This window comes from Pedobacter polaris, from assembly GCF_005116505.1.
GTDB lineage: Bacteria > Bacteroidota > Bacteroidia > Sphingobacteriales > Sphingobacteriaceae > Pedobacter > Pedobacter polaris.
The window spans coordinates 334,862-353,960 of the sequence record NZ_SWBR01000005.1 but is presented as its reverse complement, the minus strand read 5'-3'; the positions used below and the strand labels follow the sequence as shown (position 1 = coordinate 353,960).

Annotated in this window: 18 protein-coding genes; 4 read left to right on the top strand and 14 right to left on the bottom strand. The window is 33.8% G+C overall.

Annotated elements, in window-relative coordinates; translation table 11 throughout:
- Positions 1-55 precede the first annotated feature (55 nt).
- The 14 genes from FA048_RS18390 to ubiE all read right to left on the bottom strand — a co-directional run bounded on the left by FA048_RS18390 (position 56) and on the right by ubiE (position 13,585).
- A complete protein-coding gene (locus FA048_RS18390) occupies positions 56-1,957 on the bottom strand; it encodes an amidophosphoribosyltransferase (protein ID WP_136843855.1) in 1,902 nt (633 codons plus the stop codon).
- 112 nt (positions 1,958-2,069) lie between these two features.
- Positions 2,070-2,894, bottom strand: a complete 825-nt coding sequence (murI, locus tag FA048_RS18385; RefSeq protein ID WP_136843852.1) for a glutamate racemase — start codon at positions 2,892-2,894, stop codon at positions 2,070-2,072.
- A 63-nt stretch (positions 2,895-2,957) separates the two neighbouring features.
- Complete coding sequence (locus tag FA048_RS18380) at positions 2,958-3,542, bottom strand: OmpH family outer membrane protein (RefSeq protein WP_136843850.1); 585 nt, start codon at positions 3,540-3,542, stop codon at positions 2,958-2,960.
- Between the two features lie 50 nt (positions 3,543-3,592).
- The gene (locus FA048_RS18375) at positions 3,593-4,123 is read right to left on the bottom strand and encodes an OmpH family outer membrane protein (RefSeq protein WP_136843849.1); all 531 of its coding nucleotides are present in this window, start codon (positions 4,121-4,123) and stop codon (positions 3,593-3,595) included.
- Between the two features lie 15 nt (positions 4,124-4,138).
- Positions 4,139-6,679, bottom strand: coding sequence for an outer membrane protein assembly factor BamA (gene bamA, locus FA048_RS18370; RefSeq protein WP_136843847.1), 2,541 nt, complete (start codon positions 6,677-6,679; stop codon positions 4,139-4,141).
- 63 nt (positions 6,680-6,742) lie between these two features.
- The gene (locus FA048_RS18365; RefSeq protein WP_136843845.1) at positions 6,743-7,483 is read right to left on the bottom strand and encodes an isoprenyl transferase; all 741 of its coding nucleotides are present in this window, start codon (positions 7,481-7,483) and stop codon (positions 6,743-6,745) included.
- A gap of 18 nt (positions 7,484-7,501) precedes the next feature.
- On the bottom strand, positions 7,502-8,308 hold the full coding sequence (gene porG / locus FA048_RS18360; protein ID WP_136843843.1) for a type IX secretion system protein PorG: 807 nt from the start codon (positions 8,306-8,308) through the stop codon (positions 7,502-7,504).
- 1 nt (position 8,309) lies between these two features.
- A complete protein-coding gene (locus FA048_RS18355) occupies positions 8,310-9,191 on the bottom strand; it encodes an NAD kinase (RefSeq protein ID WP_136843841.1) in 882 nt (293 codons plus the stop codon).
- 7 nt (positions 9,192-9,198) lie between these two features.
- Positions 9,199-9,861, bottom strand: coding sequence for a CBS domain-containing protein (locus FA048_RS18350; protein WP_136843839.1), 663 nt, complete (start codon positions 9,859-9,861; stop codon positions 9,199-9,201).
- A complete protein-coding gene (locus FA048_RS18345) occupies positions 9,861-10,625 on the bottom strand; it encodes an alpha/beta fold hydrolase (protein WP_136843837.1) in 765 nt (254 codons plus the stop codon). Before FA048_RS18345 ends, FA048_RS18350 begins: the two co-directional genes overlap by 1 nt.
- 100 nt (positions 10,626-10,725) lie before the next feature.
- Positions 10,726-11,172: a GatB/YqeY domain-containing protein gene (locus FA048_RS18340; protein ID WP_136843835.1), complete on the bottom strand. Its 447-nt coding sequence runs from the start codon at positions 11,170-11,172 to the stop codon at positions 10,726-10,728.
- Between the two features lie 128 nt (positions 11,173-11,300).
- On the bottom strand, positions 11,301-12,059 hold the full coding sequence (locus FA048_RS18335; RefSeq protein ID WP_136843833.1) for an SDR family NAD(P)-dependent oxidoreductase: 759 nt from the start codon (positions 12,057-12,059) through the stop codon (positions 11,301-11,303).
- A gap of 51 nt (positions 12,060-12,110) precedes the next feature.
- Positions 12,111-12,860 carry a type IX secretion/gliding motility protein PorT/SprT gene (gene porT / locus FA048_RS18330; RefSeq protein WP_136843831.1) on the bottom strand — a complete coding sequence of 250 codons (750 nt, stop codon included), beginning with the start codon at positions 12,858-12,860 and terminating at the stop codon, positions 12,111-12,113.
- Positions 12,857-13,585 (bottom strand): bifunctional demethylmenaquinone methyltransferase/2-methoxy-6-polyprenyl-1,4-benzoquinol methylase UbiE, encoded by a 729-nt coding sequence (gene ubiE, locus FA048_RS18325; protein WP_136843829.1) that lies wholly within the window; start codon positions 13,583-13,585, stop codon positions 12,857-12,859. The genes porT and ubiE overlap by 4 nt, the downstream gene beginning before the upstream one ends.
- A 116-nt stretch (positions 13,586-13,701) precedes the next feature.
- Here ubiE and yihA point away from each other — a divergent pair, with 116 nt between their 5' ends.
- From yihA to FA048_RS18305, 4 genes are all read left to right on the top strand, one after another.
- Positions 13,702-14,346, top strand: a complete 645-nt coding sequence (gene yihA / locus FA048_RS18320; RefSeq protein ID WP_136843827.1) for a ribosome biogenesis GTP-binding protein YihA/YsxC — start codon at positions 13,702-13,704, stop codon at positions 14,344-14,346.
- Positions 14,347-14,385: 39 nt separating this feature from the next.
- Entirely contained in the window at positions 14,386-15,243 is an 858-nt protein-coding gene (locus FA048_RS18315) for a UbiA-like polyprenyltransferase (protein WP_136843825.1), read from the top strand.
- A gap of 44 nt (positions 15,244-15,287) precedes the next feature.
- Positions 15,288-17,003 carry a M3 family oligoendopeptidase gene (locus tag FA048_RS18310; protein ID WP_136843823.1) on the top strand — a complete coding sequence of 572 codons (1,716 nt, stop codon included), beginning with the start codon at positions 15,288-15,290 and terminating at the stop codon, positions 17,001-17,003.
- Positions 17,004-17,149: 146 nt separating this feature from the next.
- Positions 17,150-19,099 carry an amino acid permease gene (locus FA048_RS18305; RefSeq protein ID WP_136843821.1) on the top strand — a complete coding sequence of 650 codons (1,950 nt, stop codon included), beginning with the start codon at positions 17,150-17,152 and terminating at the stop codon, positions 19,097-19,099.

The window sequence follows — 19,099 nt, the reverse complement described above, 5'->3', positions numbered from 1 at the left end:
TAAGGGGCGAAAACTTCCATTTTCGCCCCTTATTTATTTCAACTATCAGATTCTTCTAATATGCTCTTTGGTTGTTTCCTTCTTTCCAGTTAACAAAAGCTTTATTTACAACTTTATTGCCACCTGGTGTTGGATAATTACCAGAGAAATACCAATCGCCTTTATGGTCAGGGCAAGCTATGTGCAAGTTATCAAGGGTTTGATAAATTACCTCAACCTCTGCAATAGTTCCTTTTGGGGTTATGATCTTAGCAATTTTATCAGAAATCTCCTGTTGTTTAAAAGGCCTATAAATATCTTTAACATAATTTATAATTTGCTCCTTCGGCAATAATAAAGATGCCTTACATTTTTGATACACATCTTCAATAACACTTTCCATTCCGCGTTCTTTAAGCAATTGAATTGCTGCATCGAAAGCTACAAACTGGCCCATCTTAGACATGTCAATACCGTAGCAATCTGGATAACGAATTTGAGGTGCTGAAGAAACAATGATAATCTTTTTAGGGTGCAGCCTATCAATGATCTTAATGATACTTTGTTTTAATGTTGTACCACGAACAATAGAATCATCTACAGCTACCAAAGTATCAGTATGATTTTTAATTACTCCGTATGTTGTATCGTATACATGGGCAACCATTTCTCCCCTATCTGCATCTTGTGTAATAAAAGTACGAAGTTTAACATCTTTAATGGCCAGTTTTTCTACTCTTGGCGACATTGATAAAAGTTCGTTCAATTCTTCATCATTTAGCTTTTCCTTACGATTTAGCAAAGTATCTTTCTGAACCTCTCTAACATGGTTATGTAGGCCCTCTACCATGCCATAAAAGGAAACTTCGGCTGTATTCGGAATGAACGAGAAAACTGTATTTTTCAGGTCTTTTTTAACAGCATCTAAAACTTGAGGAATTAATAAATGACCTAATTGTTTACGTTCTTTATAAATATCAGCATCACTACCTCTAGAGAAATAAATTCTTTCAAATGAACAAGCTCTTTTTTCTGCAGGCTCACGATACATTTCTTGAGTAACTGTTCCATCCTTTTTAACAATTAATGCATGTCCGGGCTCAATCTCTTTAACCTGTTTAATTTGAACATTAAAAGCTGTTTGGATAGCAGGTCTTTCTGATGCTGCCACAACAATCTCATCGTCTGCATAATAAAAGGCAGGGCGAATACCAGATGGATCTCTTAAAACAAAAGCATCACCATTACCTACAATACCAGAAATGGTATAACCACCATCCCAATCTTTTGCAGAGCGACGAAGTATATTTGCGATATTTAAGTTTTCGGATATTTTATGGGTAATATCTACGTTATTCAGGCCTTCCTTTTTATAATCATCAAATAACTCTTGATTTTCATCATCAAGGAAATGACCGATTTTCTCTAGGACCGTAACGGTATCTGCTTTTTCTTTTGGATGCTGTCCTAGTTCGTAAAGTTGCTCTAAAAGTTCATCAACATTAGTCATATTGAAGTTACCCGCAATTACCAAGTTTCTAGTCATCCAGTTATTTTGGCGCAAGAAAGGGTGGCAATTTTCAATACTGTTTTTACCGTGCGTTCCGTAACGTAAATGACCTAATAAAACTTCGCCTATAAAGCTTACATTTTGTTTTAGCCATTCTGTATCTTTCATCAACTCTGGCGTTTCATTCTGAATATCTACAAATTTATTTTGCACATATCCAAAAATATCGGCAACCGCATTTTGAGCCATAGAACGGTAGCGACTAATGTAGCGACTACCAGGTTTCATGTCTAATTTTATGGTTGCAATACCAGCTCCATCCTGACCACGATTATGCTGTTTTTCCATTAACAAATACAATTTGTTAAGTCCGTAAAGTGCAGTACCGTATTTTTCCTGGTAGTATGAGAGAGGTTTTAACAGGCGGATAAAGGCAATTCCGCATTCGTGCTTGATCTGATCGCTCATTGAATTGATGATTGAGCCGCAAAATTAACCTTTTAATAATTGAAAACCTAAAAAGAAATCAAACGATTTCCCACATTAAGTAATTTAAATGTTAATTTTTAAAAGCCAAAAATCATTTGTTATTCATCTTTTTTGCCGCTATTTCTTCTCCTAAAAATATTGAAGCATGATTGTTAAAACTAACTACATCACCAGATGTGTAAAACTCTCTAGTTTCAGTTTTACCTAAGTAGGCTTCAATTTCATGGTGCCTTTTCAAATAATCTGCCAAGCTATTGGCAACGATATCTCCTTGACTTAACAATTTAATATCTTTGGGTAGGTATTGTTCTATTTTTGGAATTAGTAATGGATAATGTGTACAAGCGAGTAGAATGCAATCTATATCATCAGATTGTTGCAAAAGTTCTTGAATATACGCTTTAACAAAAAAATCTGCCCCATCATTTAAGTGTTCACCATTTTCTATAATAGGCACCCACATTGGACATGCTTGCTGATATACTTTTACTTCTGGAGAAAAGTGATTAATCTCTATTGGGTAAGAATTTGAATTTACTGTTCCTCGGGTACCCATCACTCCTACATTTTGTGTATACGTAAAATCACCTATCACTTCAGCTGTTGGTCTTATTACGCCTAAAACTCTATGATTTGGATATTTTTTTGGCAAGTCTAATTGCTGGATGTTTCTTAAAGCTTTCGCAGAGGCTGTATTACAAGCCAAAATCACTAGAGGACAACCCTTATCAAACAGCCATTCTACACATTCTAAAGTATATTGGTAAACAGTTTCAAAAGAATGATCGCCATAAGGTGAGCGAGCATTATCTCCTAAATAGATATAATCGTATTGTGGTAATTTTTGAACGATTGATTTAAATACAGTTAAGCCTCCAAAGCCAGAATCGAAAACGCCAATAGAAAATTTGTCCATAACAAAAAAGCGGAATAGGTATTGAAACCTATTCCGCTAAGATAATTAAAATTATATTTTTAATTAGTTCTTTTTAACTGGAGTTTTTGCTGGAGTTGCACTTGCAGAAATACCCAATTTAGTTTTAACAGCAGCAGTAATATCTTCACCACCATCAAAATAAATTAAATTGTTAAAGCCAGATGAAGCTGAAATATCAAAAACATAAGCTAAACCTTTTTCTTTAGCTACTGCACCCATAGCTGCAGATAGTTTCTGGTTAATTGGCGGATAAAGTCTTCCTTGTTCAGTTTGAACATCAGTAGTAGCTTTAGTACGAGCATCTTCAATTCTCTTACCAAGGTCTTGCAATTCTACTTGTGCATTCTGCAACTCTTTTCCTACAACTTCTTTGTTAGCTTCGCTTAAAGTTTTTTCTTTGTCTTGTGCTGCTTTAAGTTTAGCTTGATATTCTGTGATCATTTTATCAATCTCACCTTGTTTTGTTTTAGCCAATGATTCTAAACTAGCTTGAGCTGCTTTTGCCTCTGGCATAGTTGCATAAATCTCATCAGAGTTTAAATGACCTAACTTTTGTTGTGCATTTGCAACATTGGCAGTAAGTAATAACCCAGCTGCTACAAATAATACGTTAATTAACTTTCTCATTTTCTATTTTACTTAATAATTGTTTTATAATTGATTGTGTGTTTGTTTGCCTATTTTACAATTGTACCAGGTTTGTAACCTAATCTAACTATAACGTCATTACTGATGTCATAATTGCTACTTGCATAAATCATCATTGTAGATTCGCTACTCTTATCAAAAACAAAATCAATAAATTTGTTTTTTGCCGTTTCACCAATCACTGTCGAAACCTTTTCTTGAATAGGTTTTAATAGCTTAATACGTGTTTGAAAAAGCTCTCCCTCAGGGCCAAACTTTTGACGTTGCATTTCCTTAGCTTTCTTTTCCTTTTCAATAATGTCATTTTCTCTACGCTTACGCATATCATCTGTTAACAATACCTGATCTGCTTGGTAAGCTTTGTACATTTTGTCGATTTCTAAAAAGTTATCATCAACCTGTTTTTGAAATTGCTTAGATAAACCGTCTAATTGACTTTGTGCAGCTTTGTAGTCTGGTAAATGTTTAAGGATATACTCAGTATCTACGTAAGCAAATTTTTGCGCTGATGCCCCTAATCCGATTAAAAGCAAAAAGCTGGCTAATATATATTTTTTCATTTGTGTAAATGCTAATTAGTTAAACCCTCCTAATTGTTGCGCTATGCTAAAGTGGAATTGACCTTTGTTTGCATCTGGAATACCCGGAATTTTATCAAACCCATAACCATAATCTATACCCAACAATCCAAATATCGGTAAAAATATCTTTGCTCCAACACCTACAGAACGTCTTACATTAAACGGATTAAAATCGCTAAACTTATTCCATGTGTTACCACCCTCAGCAAAAACCGTCATAAACGCTGTTGCTTGTTGACTGCTAATTACCGGATATCTTAACTCCATTACATATTTGTTAAAGATAGGACTTCCTGAGCTTTGTGCAGTAGTTACATTAGCACCTACAGGAATAACTGAGTTATTTGAATAGCCACGCATTGCGATTAACTCAGATCCTTGTAAGAAGTCGAAACCTTGCATCCCATCACCACCTAATTTAAATCTTTCGAAAGCTGATTGACCAACTGCTTGGTTATAACTACCTAAGAAACCAAATTGTGCTTGTGCTTTAAATACTAATTTACCAACTACATTTTGGAACCATTGTGCTTCGAATTTCCATTTGTGATACTCAGTAAATTTATAACGTTGCTTATCTGAAGCTGTAGCATAATTTACATTGTTTAACAATGAATATGGTGGTGTTGCTTGAATTGTAAATCTTATATATGCTCCACCAGTTGGGAAGATATTATGATTTCTAGAATCTCTAGCAATCTCTTGTGTTAAGTTTAAATTGTAAGAAGTACCTGTACTAAATAAATATCCAGGATAGTTATTTAAGATGTACTGGTTTAAATTCACTGTGTGAACCAAAGAGAACCAGTTATCAGGCCATTTTAATTTTCTTCCTAAACTAATTGAAACACCATTTAAACGTATTTTTTGATATTGGCTATTGTCTACATCTATTCCGTTTGATTGTAGGGAAGTAAAGGCACTTAAACCAAAACTAACTGGTTTTTTACCACCTAACCAAGGCTCAGAGAACGAGAAACTATAAGATTGGTAATATTTACCATTAGTTTGTCCACGTAAGCTTAATTTTTGTCCATCTCCTTTAGGTAGCGGTTTATAAGCTTCACCATTAAATATATTTTTTAAAGAGAAGTTATTAAATGTTAATCCTAAAGTACCAATTACTCGGCCACCACCAAAACCACCTGATAATTCAATTTGATCAGAAGGTTTTTCTTCAACATTAAATTCAATATCAACTGTACCGTCTGCATTAGGTTTTGGAATTGGATTGGTTTTAGATTCATCGAAATTACCTAAAGCCCCTATTTCACGAACACTTCTTACTAAATATTCTTTCGAAAATTTCTCTCCAGGTTTCATACGAATTTCACGCAAAACAACCTTATCGTTCGTAATCGTATTTCCTTTAACTGTTATTTTATTGTTAGTGAATTGTGGGCCTTCATAAATACGCATTTCAAGGTCAACTGTATCACTATGGATTTTAGTTTGTACAGGATCTATATTGAAAGTTAAGTATCCATCATTTAAGTAAACGCTAGATACATCGTCTCCGTTAGCACTACCACGCAATTTCTTCTCTAATTTTTCTTCACTAAAAAGTTCACCCTTTTCAATACCAAATACTTTCTTTAAATATTCAGTTGTATACTTAGCGTTACCAACCCAACTAATGTCTCCAAAGTAATATTTAGGACCTTCGTAAAGGTCTATTTTAATACCAACAGATTTATCGTTGTATTTATAAATGCTATCTTTTAAAATGGCTGCATCTCTGTAACCTTTTTCTTGCATTTTAGCAACGAGTTTTATTTTATCTTCTTCGTATTTCTCTTTATTGAACTTACCACTACCAAAAACCTTATAGAAAGCCTGTTGCTTAGTTTTTTTCAAATATTTTCTCAGTTTACCAGATTTAAAAGCAGAATTACCAGTAAATGTAATTTCATGCACTTTTACACGCTTGCCCTTATTGATTTTAACTTGTAAGATTACACTGTTCTCTTGATTAGGATCTTTTTTAGATTCGAAGTCTATAGTAGTATAAAAATATCCTTTTTCAAATAAATACTTATTAATGATACTTCTTGTGGTATTATAAAGATTATCATTGATAATGGTTTTACCAGCTTTATCAGCTAATTTTTCAGAAATATCAGTTTTTTGAGATTTGCTAATCCCTATAAATTCAAAAGAACTTAAGCGAGGGCGTTCTACTACCTGAATATCAAAATAAACAGTATCTAAATTAATTTTTGTAACATACAATTGTATATCGTCAAATAATCCTTGAGCCCATAAATTTTTAATTGCATTAGCTGTAGCTTCTCCTGGTAAAATTATTCTTTCTCCCTTTGATAATTTAGAAAGCGTTATAATTACTTCTTTATCAAGATATTGTGTGCCAGATAAAGTTGTACCTCCAATGATGTATTCTTTCGGGCTAAAGTAGTCAAGGTTTAACCCATTAACTTTTAAAGAAGGAGTTGCCTGTGTAGGCTGATTACGGATTTGAGCTATTGCTGGCGAACCAATCAATAACAAAAATATAAGTTGGTATATTCTTTTCATTTACAATCTAAAAAACGTTGCTAAGTTAATTTAAACACATGTTAAAAAGTGTTAAAGTTAAAATTAGTTCAGTTGTTCACTAATTTTTCCAAAGCGTCGTTCGCGTTTTTGGTAGTCTACTATGGCCTCAAAAAGATCCTCTCTTCTAAAGTCTGGCCATAGGGTTTCAGTAAAATATAATTCAGTATACGCCATTTGCCAAAGTAAAAAATTACTTATCCTATGTTCACCGCTGGTACGTATCATTAATTCTGGATCGGGGATATTTGTAGTGGTTAATTGAGCTGCAAAAACATCTTCATTAATCTCACTCAATTTCATTTTCCCTTCTTCAACTTGTTGGGCAATTTTCTTAGCAGCTTCTAATATTTCCCATTTTGCACTGTAACTTAATGCTAATGTTAAAGTACATCTACTATTTTTGCTGGTTATCTCCATCACATTAGCCAAATCATCAATACATTTCTGTGGTAATGATTTTAAATCGCCAATGGCATTTAGTCTTACATTATTTTTATTTAGTGTTTCTGCTTGTTCATTTATAGTAGAAATCAAAAGCTCCATTAAAGCATTAACTTCTTCTATTGGGCGGTTCCAATTTTCAGTAGAAAACGCGTAAACAGTTAGGTATTTAATCCCAATATCTACACAACCTTCCACAATATCTTTTACAGATAAGACACCACTCTCGTGCCCAAAGACTCTAAATTTTCCTTGGTTTTTTGCCCATCTGCCATTGCCATCCATGATTATGGCAATATGTTCTGGTAATCGATTAATATCTATTTGCTCTTTAAATCCCATTTCTGCTTTGTCAGCGCCCTAAAAAGTAAAACATTTTTGGCTCACAAAGGTATAAGATATCCCAATACCTACAAACATGTAATTATCTCTTTTTCTAAAATCTCCTCTTTGGGTATCGGGACTACCTATATAATTCCCTGTTTTCTCTCCAGAACGATCAGCCAGTGCTCTGCTAATTTCGGCATTATTGCCACTCCAAGAGTTGTTTTTAGCATATAACCCACTAACATCATCTATGTAATCTGTAAATGGACTTCTGTAACCAGCCTGCCCAAAAATAGTTAAGCTTTCAGTATATCTATATTTAATTCCCACACCATAAGGAATAGTTAATGAATGTTTTTTATACGCCATACTTTGCCCTTCCGTATTGTAAAGCCTCAACAAATACTCATTATCCTTATATTCTGTTTTCGGCTCAAAAACAACAGCTCCAATACCTGCAAAAATATATGGGGAAAAGCGTCTTTTTCCTCCCGGGGAATACAAGTCGAAAAAATTAAATTGGAGTAATAGACTTACTTCATTTAATGGAGTATAAAAACTAAGATTACGATCTCTAAATTGCGCATAACTGGAAAGAGAGTCTGCACCTTTAATTTTACCGTAGTTATAATGTAAACCAACCGCCCAATGTGGATCTAGATTTACTTTAATGAAAGCTCCTGCAGATATTCCACTAATTTTTATTGGATTGTATTGGTTAAGATCACCAAGATAAGACGCTCCGCCAGCATTAATACCTAGTTCAATTTGTTGTGCAAACGCTGTACTAGATAAAAATATTGAAATCAGTATAAGTTGAACAGATTTAATGTAGCGCATTTTAGTAGTTACGGGTATCTATGCCCCAAAGTAATTTATTCCTTAACGTAGTAAGGTAACTTTCATTGTTAAGGCGAATTAGATTTACATTAAATTTCGCTTTATTGATTGTTATTTTAACTGATCTATCAACTGTTTCTGTTCTCGAATCACATGAAACTAAAAACTTTGTACTTCTTGCTTCAATTTCAAAAGTTAATTCTACGTCATCTGGAACAATAATTGGCCTTACATTTAAATTATGTGGGGCTATTGGGGTAATAACAAAACTTTGTGCATTAGGCAAAATAATTGGCCCACCGCAGCTTAATGAATAGGCAGTAGAACCTGTTGGTGTAGCTATAATAAGCCCGTCTGCCCAATAAGAGTTTACAAATTCTCCATTCATATAGGCATGTATGATCATCATAGCTGAGTTATCTCTTCTATGAATGGTCATGTCATTTAACGCAAAATTTTCATCTCCAAATAGATTATTTTGAGACTCTAAATTTAGAATTCCTCTTTTATCCAATGAGTATTCACCTTTAACAAGGGCATCAATTGCAGTATCTATTTCATTTTTATTGATACTTGCTAAAAAGCCTAAACGACCAAAATTGATTCCTATAACCGGAATTTGGGAATCTCTAACTAAAGAAAGGGTATCTAATAAAGTTCCATCTCCGCCAAGACTTAGCAAAACATCTCCCATAGCTAATAATTCTTGGTGACCAGAAAAGGTTGCTGTGTCTGGAGGTAAAGTAACCTTGTTTTTTATAAAATTATGAAACTTAGAAAAAACTACTATTTCAATTTTATATAATGACAATGCGTTAAATACTTGTTGTACAAATGGTAAAACACTATCATTAAAATCTCTTCCGTAAATTGCTATTTTCATGCGGGAATTATACGTTTAAATAGTTCATGAAGGAATTGAACCTATCTGTTGAACCATCATCGTTTTGCGTATTATTAAAAACAGCTTTAACCTCATAGTTATAGCGTTCGAAAGAAGCTATAATGCCTGAAAGTTCTGTTTTATTTATTTTTAAGGTAATCTCTAACCTTGTAGAATCAGGAAAAGAGCTTACATAAGATGATAAAATTTGAGCGTTATCTGCCTCAACAATTTGAGCCATGTGTGCCAATGAATTGTTTCTATTGTTAATTTCTAGAACGATAATCCCTCCTGGTTCTTTTACTGCGTAGGTATCAGCAGTATAAGCCAATAAATTATTGATAGAAACCACCCCTAAATAATTTTTATTCAAATCAAGTACAGGTACAAGTGATAATTGCATCAGGTTAAACAACCTAATTACATCATAAATATGTGCATCCTGAAAAACAAATGGATTTAAAATAGTTAATGATAAACTACCAATAGGTGTTTCTTGTTCTCTAATTTCTATAAGCTCATCTTCAGAAACTAAACCTAAAAACTGAGTTTCGTTTACAATGGGCAAATGGTAAAGTTTGAACTCACTCATCCTTTCCAAAGCTTTCTGTACAGTATCAGAAGTTTTTAGCGGTGGAATTACATTTGATATGAGTTCTTCTGCTATCATTATTTAAGTAAAATTCTATTTAAAAATTTATCCAAAAATTCGTTAAAAACTTCTGGTCTTTCCATCATTGGTGCATGCCCACATTGATCCACCCAATTTAATTCAGAATTTGGAAGTAGTTCGTGAAACTCTACAGCAACTTCAGGTGGTGTAATTTTATCTTGTCTACCCCATATCAAAGATACAGGGATTGTAATTTTAGGTAATTCTTTAGCCATATTATGGCGAATTGCAGATTTAGCCAAGGCTAAAATCCGAATTACACGAGAGCGATCATTTACTGATTTAAATACCTCATCAACCAACTCTTTTGTTGCAGTTGCTGGATCATAAAATGTAAATTCTACTTTCTCTCTTACATAATCGTAACTCTCTCTTCTTGGAAAAGACCCACCGAATGCATTCTCATACAAACCTGAACTTCCTGTTAAAACTAAAGCTTTTACAAATTGTTGATGAGCAGCTGTAAAAACTAACCCAACATGACCACCTAATGAATTTCCAATTAAAACAACTTGATTTAATTTTTTAAATTTTAGAAAGCGGTGTACATATTTTGATAAACTTTTAACGCCTAAAGTAAGCAGAGGCAAATCGTAAATAGGTAGAATAGGGACAATTACACGATAATTTTTCTTAAAATGATCTATTGCTGGGCTCCAATTACTTAGCTCGCCCATTAATCCATGAAGTAATACCAGTGGTTCTCCTTCGCCTGCTTCTATATACTTAAAACCCTCTTCTTCAATTACTTCGTATTCCATATAATGTATGCTTCTGTTTGGTATGTGCTACTAAGTTAATAGAGTAAAATTAATTTACGGTAATTAATATGAATATTTTTCTAAAAAAATATGATTTTTATTATCCTAGCTTCACTTTTACAATTTCTCCAATTAATTTTCCATCTGCTTTGCCTGCTAATTCTTTATTAGCAATACCCATAATTTTACCCATTTCTTTAATAGATGTTGCGCCGGTTTCGGTAATGATTCTTGCTACAACTGCCTCAATAGCAGATTGGTCTAACTGTTGGGGTAAAAACTGACTAATCACATCAATTTCTTCTTGTTCTACTATATATAAATCTTCTCTGCCCTGCTCTTTATATATAGTTGCAGATTCTTTACGTTGTTTAACTAGTTTTTGAAGAATTTTCATTTCAGCATCTGCATCCAGTTCTTCTGTATGGCCTTTTTCTGTTCTTGCCAATAACAAAGCGGCCTTAATTGCTCTTAAACCTCTAAGTTTTGCTTGATCTTTAGCCAACATGGCTTGTTTTATTTCTTGATCTATTGTTGTAGCTATCATATCTGTATTATATATTGTGATTACGGGTTATGAGTTTTAATTCAATTCGTAATACTAATGTTATTTTTATTGGTATTTGGTTATGCATCCAGACTTTTAACCTTCAATCCACAACCTTTAACCTTATTTTAGTCTCTCTTTATTAAATTACCATTGGCTTGTGCAGTTGGCATAATCAACATGTCATTAATATTTACATGTGCTGGTCTACTTACTGCAAACCATATTGCTTCTGCTATATCTTGCGCAATCAAAGGTTCAAAACCATCATAAACTTTTTTAGCTCTGCTTTCATCTCCTTTAAAACGTACTATAGAAAATTCTGTTTCTACAGCTCCGGGATTTATAGCTGTAACCCTTATTCCATGAGGCAACAGATCAATGCGCATCGCTTTATTTAATGCATCTACAGCATGTTTTGTAGCACAATAAACATTCCCATTAGGATAAACTTCTTTACCAGCAATAGAACCAATGTTTATGATATGACCCTTCTTTTGAGCAACCATCCAACTTGATACTACTTTCGAAACATATAAAAGTCCTTTTACATTGGTATCAATCATAATGTCCCAATCATCACTATCTCCCTTATCAATTGGCTCTAATCCCTGACTTAACCCTGCATTGTTTATTAATACATCAACATTTTTCCAAATAGCTGGTAAGGTTTCAAGTACATAGTTAATGTTTTCTTTATCCCGCACATCAGCCTGTATTTTTTTTACTTCAACAGCATATTTATCTGATAAATGATGCGCAATTTTCTCTAGCAAATGCTCTCTTCTTCCTAAAAGGATTAAATTAAAACCTTGTTGAGCAAAAAGATGTGCGCAAGCCTCGCCAATACCTGAGCTTGCACCAGTAATTAATGCAATTTTAGCCATGTGTTAATTGAATAGTTAATTAACAAAGGTATGAAATTTGAATGGGTTAGCTTACTCGAAAAATAAGCTAAAAGTAAAATGTCTGAGCTTAGCCTTGTCTATCGGATTTGAATATGGATTATTTTCGTGTCTCAAAACATCATTAAAAGAATAAGATAATTTTACCTCTGGAGACATTTTAAAGTATTCGAAATAAATATCAAAACCTATACCTGCTTCATAAGACAAAAAGCTTTTTGTATTTTTAACTAGCTTATCTATAGGTGCCGCCGCCGCATCATTTGTCTTTTTTCCAGATGCTAAATCCATTGAGTATTTTAGTCCACCAAGCATGTAAGCCCTAAAATTCATTAATCGATCAGATTTTAATTTTAATCCTACCGGAAGATCAATCATAGTAGCCTGCACTTTCTTTTGCGTTAATGAAACTCCGGGATTATTTATAGCAGGCTCTTCATAACTGTAATTTAGCAGTCGGTCGTTAAAAACAAGTGAGGGAGTAAAACGAATATCTAAATTTGGGGTAAGGTTACTATTTATCACAAATCCAATTCCAAAGCCTGCCGATGTTGGAGAAGAAATAGACGTTAAAGGGTCAGTAACATACCTTCCTTGTTCCATATCAAAATAAGGCTCCCTCCAATTTTTAGTTTTAATAAGTTTATATTCCGAAATGATGTATTGAAAGCTAAATCCCCAATTAAAGCGCTCATCATCTATGCCCCCACCCCAATTTTGGGCATTAGCAAAGCCTATAGTAAAAAGAAAAACGAAAAGAAAAAGCGTTATTTTTTTTCTCATTTAATACCTGTGTAAATAGCACTTATTCCAAACGTTAAAGGACGATGTTTGGTATTTTTATAACCTACTTTTTCCATTAAGCTAGTGAAAGACTCCCCATCTGGAAATGCTGCTACAGATTCGGGCAAGTAGGTATAAGCTCTACTATCTTTAGAAAATAATTTACCAAAGAATGGTGTTACATATTGGAAATAGAAATTATATCCTTGTTTTATAGGGAAGGTTTTAGGTTTAGAGAATTCTAAAATCACTATTTTACCTTCAGGTTTTAATACGCGTAGCATATCTGAAAGACCCTTTTCTAAGTTCTCGTAGTTTCTAACACCAAATGCTACTGTAATTGCATCAAAGGTATTGTCTTCAAAATTCAATCCTTCAGAATCTCCCAATTGAACAGAGAAAATATGCCCTAAGTTACGGTCGTGAATTTTTTTCTTAGCCACTTCCAACATGCCTTCGGAAATATCAACTCCTATTATTTTATCAGGCTGTAGGATGTCAATAGATTCAAATGCAAAATCTCCCGTTCCTGTTGCTACGTCTAAGATCATTCTTGGTTGAATAGATTTTAATTCTTTTATCGCTTTGCGTCGCCAAATGATATCGATACCTAAAGAAAGGAAGTGATTTAAAAAATCGTAGGTACCAGAAATGTTGTTGAACATAGTAGCTACTTGTTCTTTTTTGGTGGTTTCGTCTGCGTAAGGAGTTACTTCTTGATTCATAATTGTTGGGTCAAAGATACATAATGAATGTAAGATGTGAAATGTAAGATGGAAAATGTGTTTAGCATGATTTTATGCAGAACTATCTTCTCCAAACTTATTCTTACCTTTGTATTATGATCATAAAATCTGCCACATTTGTTGTTAGCAACACTAAAGTTTCTGCATTACCACTTCCAGACATGCCAGAGTATGCATTTATTGGTCGTTCTAACGTTGGCAAATCATCACTTATCAATATGTTAGTGAATGTGCAGGGCTTAGCGAAAACATCACAAAGGCCAGGAAAAACGCAGTTAATCAATCACTTTCTCATCAATGAAAAGTGGTATATTGTAGATTTACCTGGATATGGTTATGCTAAAGTTTCAAAAAGTAGCCGTGAGAAATGGGAAAAATTCATTAGAAACTACCTAACTAAACGTGAAAATTTGCAGTGCGTTTTTGTATTGATAGATAGCCGCTTGGAACCTCAAAAGATAGATTTAGAATTTTGTTCTTGGTTAGGTGAATGCCAAATTCCTTTTGCATTAGTATATACAAAGGCAGATAAACAGTCGGCTCCAAAAACTGACCAGAATGTAGCTAAATTTAATAAAACATTATTAGGTTGGTTTGAAGAAGTACCCCCATTCTTTGTAACCTCCGCCGAAAAAGGGCAAGGAAAAGAAAAGGTGTTACAGTTTATACACGAAGTAAATGAAGATTTCGTAAAACCAGAGATTGACCCACAGTTTTATTCAAACAGCAACACAGTATAATCAGATAGAAAAACTAGTCTCAAATCTCATATCTAGATAATGAAGAAATATTTTTCACTTGTATTATTTGCGCATTCTGTATTTGCATTGCCATTTGCTTTAATCGGTTTTTTTTTAGGGGTAACAACAACTCAAAATCCATTTAACTGGTATTTATTTGCATTGGTTATACTCTGTATGGTTTTTGCAAGAAATGCAGCAATGGCATTCAATCGGTATTTAGATAGGAATATCGATGCCAAAAACCCAAGAACGGTGATGCGTGATATCCCGGCAGGTAAAGTTTCTGCTGCTGAAGCGCTGACTTTTGTAATTGTAAACTGTGTTTTATTTGTAATTGCAACTGCTTTTATCAATACTTTATGTCTTTACCTATCACCAATTGCATTATTTGTAGTTTTATTTTATAGCTATACCAAACGTTTTACTGCTTTATGTCATTTGGTTTTAGGATTAGGATTAGCACTTGCCCCAATTGGCGCTTACATTGCAGTAACTGGCGCATTTAATATTGTACCACTATTTTACTCATTTGCGGTTTTGTTTTGGGTGAGCGGTTTTGATATTATTTATGCTCTACAAGATGAAAAATTTGACCGTGAGCAAAAATTACATTCAATTCCTGCAACACTTGGGATAAAAAATGCACTAAGATTATCTGTTATTTTGCATGTTTTTTCGGCATTGTGTGTAATACTACCTTTGTTTTTCGCAGAATTTAGTTGGGTTTATTATATCGGAATTGCCTTTTTCTGTGCAATGCTAACTTATCAGCATTTGTTAGTTAAACCAAACGACATTAGTAAAGTAGACAGGGCTTTTGCGACAACAAACGGGTACGCGTCTGTAATATTTGCAGCCTGTTTTTTAATTGATACTTTTTTAAGGACACGATAAATTTGAATTAGCTAATTATCTAATTCACCAATTAACTAATCTATATGAACAACTTAATTATAAATAAGAAACCAAGAACTTATATTCCTCAAGATTTAAAGATGGAATGGGATAGCCTATCTCCTATTTTAGATGAATTGTTGAAAAGAGAAATCAACAATGTTGACCAATTAGAACAATGGTTAAAAGATAAAAGTGAACTTGAAGCTGCCCTTGAAGAAGATTTTGCTTGGCGATATATTAAGATGAGTTGCGATACGGCCAATGAAGACTTGGTTACAGCTTTCCAATATTTTGCAACTGAAATTGAACCAAAAATATCGCCTCTTGCAAATGAACTAAATAAAAAATTTAGTGAGAGCCCTTTTATAGACCAACTTGACCAAGATAAATACTTCGTTTACATCAGAGCTGTTAAAAAAGCTTTAGAGTTATATAGAGAAGAAAACATTGAGCTTTTTACACAGTTACAAGTTAAACAGCAGAAATACCAGAGCATTACTGGTTCAATGAGTGTAACCATTAACGAACAAGAATATACGCTAGAGCAAGCATCAAACTTTTTAAAAGATACCGATAGAAGTGTTAGGCAAAATGCTTGGGAAACTGTTCAACAGCGCAGGTTAGCCGATAAAGATAAGTTAAACATTTTGTTTGATGAATTAATAGAAATGCGACATAAAGTTGCCTTACATGCTGGTTTTGAGAACTATCGTGATTATATGTTTCAAGCTTTAGGCCGCTTTGATTATACCCCAAAAGATTGTTATGATTTTGCTGAGGCAATTGAAAAGGAAGTTGTTCCTGTTTTAAGAGAACAAGCAGAAAAAAGACAAGAAGCTTTAAGTTTAAGTGAGCTGAAGCCTTGGGATATGGAAGTTAGTACCACTGGAAAGCCTGCTTTAAAACCTTTTAACAATGGCCAGGAATTAATTGATAAAAGTATTGATTGTTTCAACTCAATTGATCCGTCATTAGGTGAAAAGCTCGCTATTATGAAAGCAAATGGGCTGTTTGATGTAGAAAGCAGAATGGGAAAGGCTCCAGGTGGTTACAATTATCCTTTAGCAGAAACAGGTGCCCCATTTATATTCATGAATTCGGCAAACTCACTAAGAGACTTAACCACAATGGTTCATGAAGGTGGCCATGCCATTCATACATTTTTAACCGCTGGGTTAGAACTAAATGATTTTAAACATTGTCCATCAGAGGTTGCAGAATTAGCATCTATGAGTATGGAGTTAATTTCAATGGACAATTGGGCAATTTATTTCGACAATCCGGAAGATTTAAATCGTGCTAAAAAAGAACAATTAGCAGATGTATTAAAAACCTTACCATGGGTTGCAGTAATTGATCAGTTTCAACACTGGGTTTATACCAATCCAAATCACAATGCAGCCGACAGAGAAGCTTCATTTAAACAGATTTATAATCGGTTTGGAGCAGGTTTTGCAGATTGGACAGGATTTGAGCAACAGTTTGGCAATTTATGGCAAAAACAACTACACTTGTTCGAAGTTCCTTTTTATTACATAGAATATGCAATTGCTCAATTAGGTGCTATTGCCGTTTGGAAAAACTATAAAGAAAATCCAACAAAAGCATTAGCACAGTATTTAGCTGCTTTAGCATTAGGTTATACTAAACCTATGAATGAAATTTACGAAACTGCAGGCATTAAATTCGACTTTAGTGCGGCCTACGTTAAAGAATTAGCAAGTTTTGTAAAAGAAGAATTAGAGAAATTGGGATAGTCCGAAAAGCCGGAAGTCTGAAAGAAGTGAAAGTCTGAAGAAGAGATAAACAAGTCAAATAGTTTTTCTATATATCTTTAGACTTTTAGATTTTCGGACTTAAAAACCAGAGTTTTTTTTTATGTTTGAACAAACTAAACTGACTTATGCTCGATAAACTATTCAGAAAGAAATCAATCAGTAAGATTTTAGAAGACGCTGCAAAAGGCTATGGCGAACATGGCGATTCATTACATAAAACTTTAGGTGTTAGAGATTTAACGGCTTTTGGTATTGCAGCCATTATTGGAGCCGGTATCTTCAGTACTATTGGTAAAGCTAGTGCAGATGGCGGTCCTGCTGTAATTTTCTTGTTTATTTTTACTGCTATTGCTTGTAGTTTTGCGGCATTTGCCTATGCAGAATTTGCATCTATGGTACCTGTTTCTGGTAGTGCGTATACCTATTCTTATGTAGCGTTTGGCGAATTAGTAGCATGGATTATTGGTTGGTCTTTAATTATGGAATATGCTATAGGCAATATAACAGTAGCTATTTCTTGGTCAGATTACTTTACAGGATTACTCTCCTCCATCCGAATACCAGCTTTAGGGATTGATGGTATCAATATCCCAGATTGGGCTACAATGGATTATTTATCAGCTTTTAATGGGCATAAACATGCAGAAGCTTTATTAAATGCAGGCAAAAATATGGCTGACTTAGATTCTGCTACTGCATTAGCAAATAACGCTTGGTTAACTGCGCCAAAAATTGGCAGTTTTCATCTTGTGGCAGATTTACCTGCTTTAGGTATTATCATCTTCATTACATGGTTAGTTTACCGTGGAATGAAAGAATCTAGAAATGCAAGTAATGCCATGGTGGTGGTAAAATTAGCAGTTATCCTATTGGTTTTAGCTGTAGGGGTTTTCTATATCGATACAAAAAATTGGAATCCGTTTGCACCTAATGGGGTATCTGGAGTACTAAAAGGTGTGTCTGCAGTATTTTTTGCTTACATAGGTTTTGATGCAATTTCTACAACTGCTGAAGAATGTAAAAATCCACAACGTGATTTACCAAGAGGAATGATGTGGGCAATTATCATTTGTACAATTCTGTATGTTGCTATTGCTTTAGTATTAACTGGAATTGTTAAATCTGATACATTAGCGGTTGGGGACCCTTTAGCATTCGTTTTTGATGCTATAGACCTTAAATTAATGAGCGGTATTATTGCGGTTAGTGCAGTATTTGCAATGGCTAGTGTATTGTTGGTTTTTCAAATGGGCCAACCTCGTATTTGGATGAGTATGAGCAGAGATGGCTTATTACCAAAATCGTTTTCTAAAATACACCCTAAATATAAAACCCCTTCTTTTGCAACAATAGTTGTTGGTTTTGTAGTTGCAGTTCCGTCTCTATTTATGAATTTAACTATAGTTACAGATTTATGTTCTATAGGTACTTTATTTGCTTTTGTATTGGTTTGTGCAGGTGTATTGGTTTTACAGAATAGACCTGATGTACAACGTGGTAAATTCAGAATTCCTTATGTAAATTCTAAGTTTATTGTTCCGATTGTATTTATAGCCGTTATTATATTTTCATTTGTACAATATAAAGCCGAAACAACAGCTTTTATTACCAACGAGACTAAGATTAACGACCCTGTAACCTTTATTACTTCATTAAGTGCTACAGAATTAGAAACTGTTAAAAAAGAAATTAGTACAAGTCCTGTAGTTTTACAAGGAAAACAAATTGATGCTGAGGCTTATTTAAATAATTTAACCCCTGTTCAGTATGATGATTTTATGGCTAAATCATCTATCTCATTCGATAAAAAGTATGAAAGTGGTTGGTCGTTATTTAAACATAAAATTCCGATGTGGATTTTCTTATTCATCTGCATTGTTATTTGTTACTACTGCGTAACTAAAAATCTATCTTTAATACCTGTTTTAGGATTATTGAGTTGTCTTTACATGATGTGTGAGCTTGGCATTTCTAACTGGATTGGCTTTGGCATTTGGCTGGTAGTAGGTCTAGTTGTTTATTTCGCTTATGGTTATAGACATAGCAAATTGGGACAGCAGGTTGATAAGGCATAA

Coding starts and splice junctions, on each gene's coding strand:
- FA048_RS18390 (WP_136843855.1), bottom strand. CDS start 1,957: ATGAGCGATCAGATCAAGCACGAATGCGGAATTGCCTTTATCCGCCTG.
- murI (WP_136843852.1), bottom strand. CDS start 2,894: ATGGACAAATTTTCTATTGGCGTTTTCGATTCTGGCTTTGGAGGCTTA.
- FA048_RS18380 (WP_136843850.1), bottom strand. CDS start 3,542: ATGAGAAAGTTAATTAACGTATTATTTGTAGCAGCTGGGTTATTACTT.
- FA048_RS18375 (WP_136843849.1), bottom strand. CDS start 4,123: ATGAAAAAATATATATTAGCCAGCTTTTTGCTTTTAATCGGATTAGGG.
- bamA (WP_136843847.1), bottom strand. CDS start 6,679: ATGAAAAGAATATACCAACTTATATTTTTGTTATTGATTGGTTCGCCA.
- FA048_RS18365 (WP_136843845.1), bottom strand. CDS start 7,483: ATGGGATTTAAAGAGCAAATAGATATTAATCGATTACCAGAACATATT.
- porG (WP_136843843.1), bottom strand. CDS start 8,308: ATGCGCTACATTAAATCTGTTCAACTTATACTGATTTCAATATTTTTA.
- FA048_RS18355 (WP_136843841.1), bottom strand. CDS start 9,191: ATGAAAATAGCAATTTACGGAAGAGATTTTAATGATAGTGTTTTACCA.
- FA048_RS18350 (WP_136843839.1), bottom strand. CDS start 9,861: ATGATAGCAGAAGAACTCATATCAAATGTAATTCCACCGCTAAAAACT.
- FA048_RS18345 (WP_136843837.1), bottom strand. CDS start 10,625: ATGGAATACGAAGTAATTGAAGAAGAGGGTTTTAAGTATATAGAAGCA.
- FA048_RS18340 (WP_136843835.1), bottom strand. CDS start 11,172: ATGATAGCTACAACAATAGATCAAGAAATAAAACAAGCCATGTTGGCT.
- FA048_RS18335 (WP_136843833.1), bottom strand. CDS start 12,059: ATGGCTAAAATTGCATTAATTACTGGTGCAAGCTCAGGTATTGGCGAG.
- porT (WP_136843831.1), bottom strand. CDS start 12,860: ATGAGAAAAAAAATAACGCTTTTTCTTTTCGTTTTTCTTTTTACTATA.
- ubiE (WP_136843829.1), bottom strand. CDS start 13,585: ATGAATCAAGAAGTAACTCCTTACGCAGACGAAACCACCAAAAAAGAA.
- yihA (WP_136843827.1), top strand. CDS start 13,702: ATGATCATAAAATCTGCCACATTTGTTGTTAGCAACACTAAAGTTTCT.
- FA048_RS18315 (WP_136843825.1), top strand. CDS start 14,386: ATGAAGAAATATTTTTCACTTGTATTATTTGCGCATTCTGTATTTGCA.
- FA048_RS18310 (WP_136843823.1), top strand. CDS start 15,288: ATGAACAACTTAATTATAAATAAGAAACCAAGAACTTATATTCCTCAA.
- FA048_RS18305 (WP_136843821.1), top strand. CDS start 17,150: ATGCTCGATAAACTATTCAGAAAGAAATCAATCAGTAAGATTTTAGAA.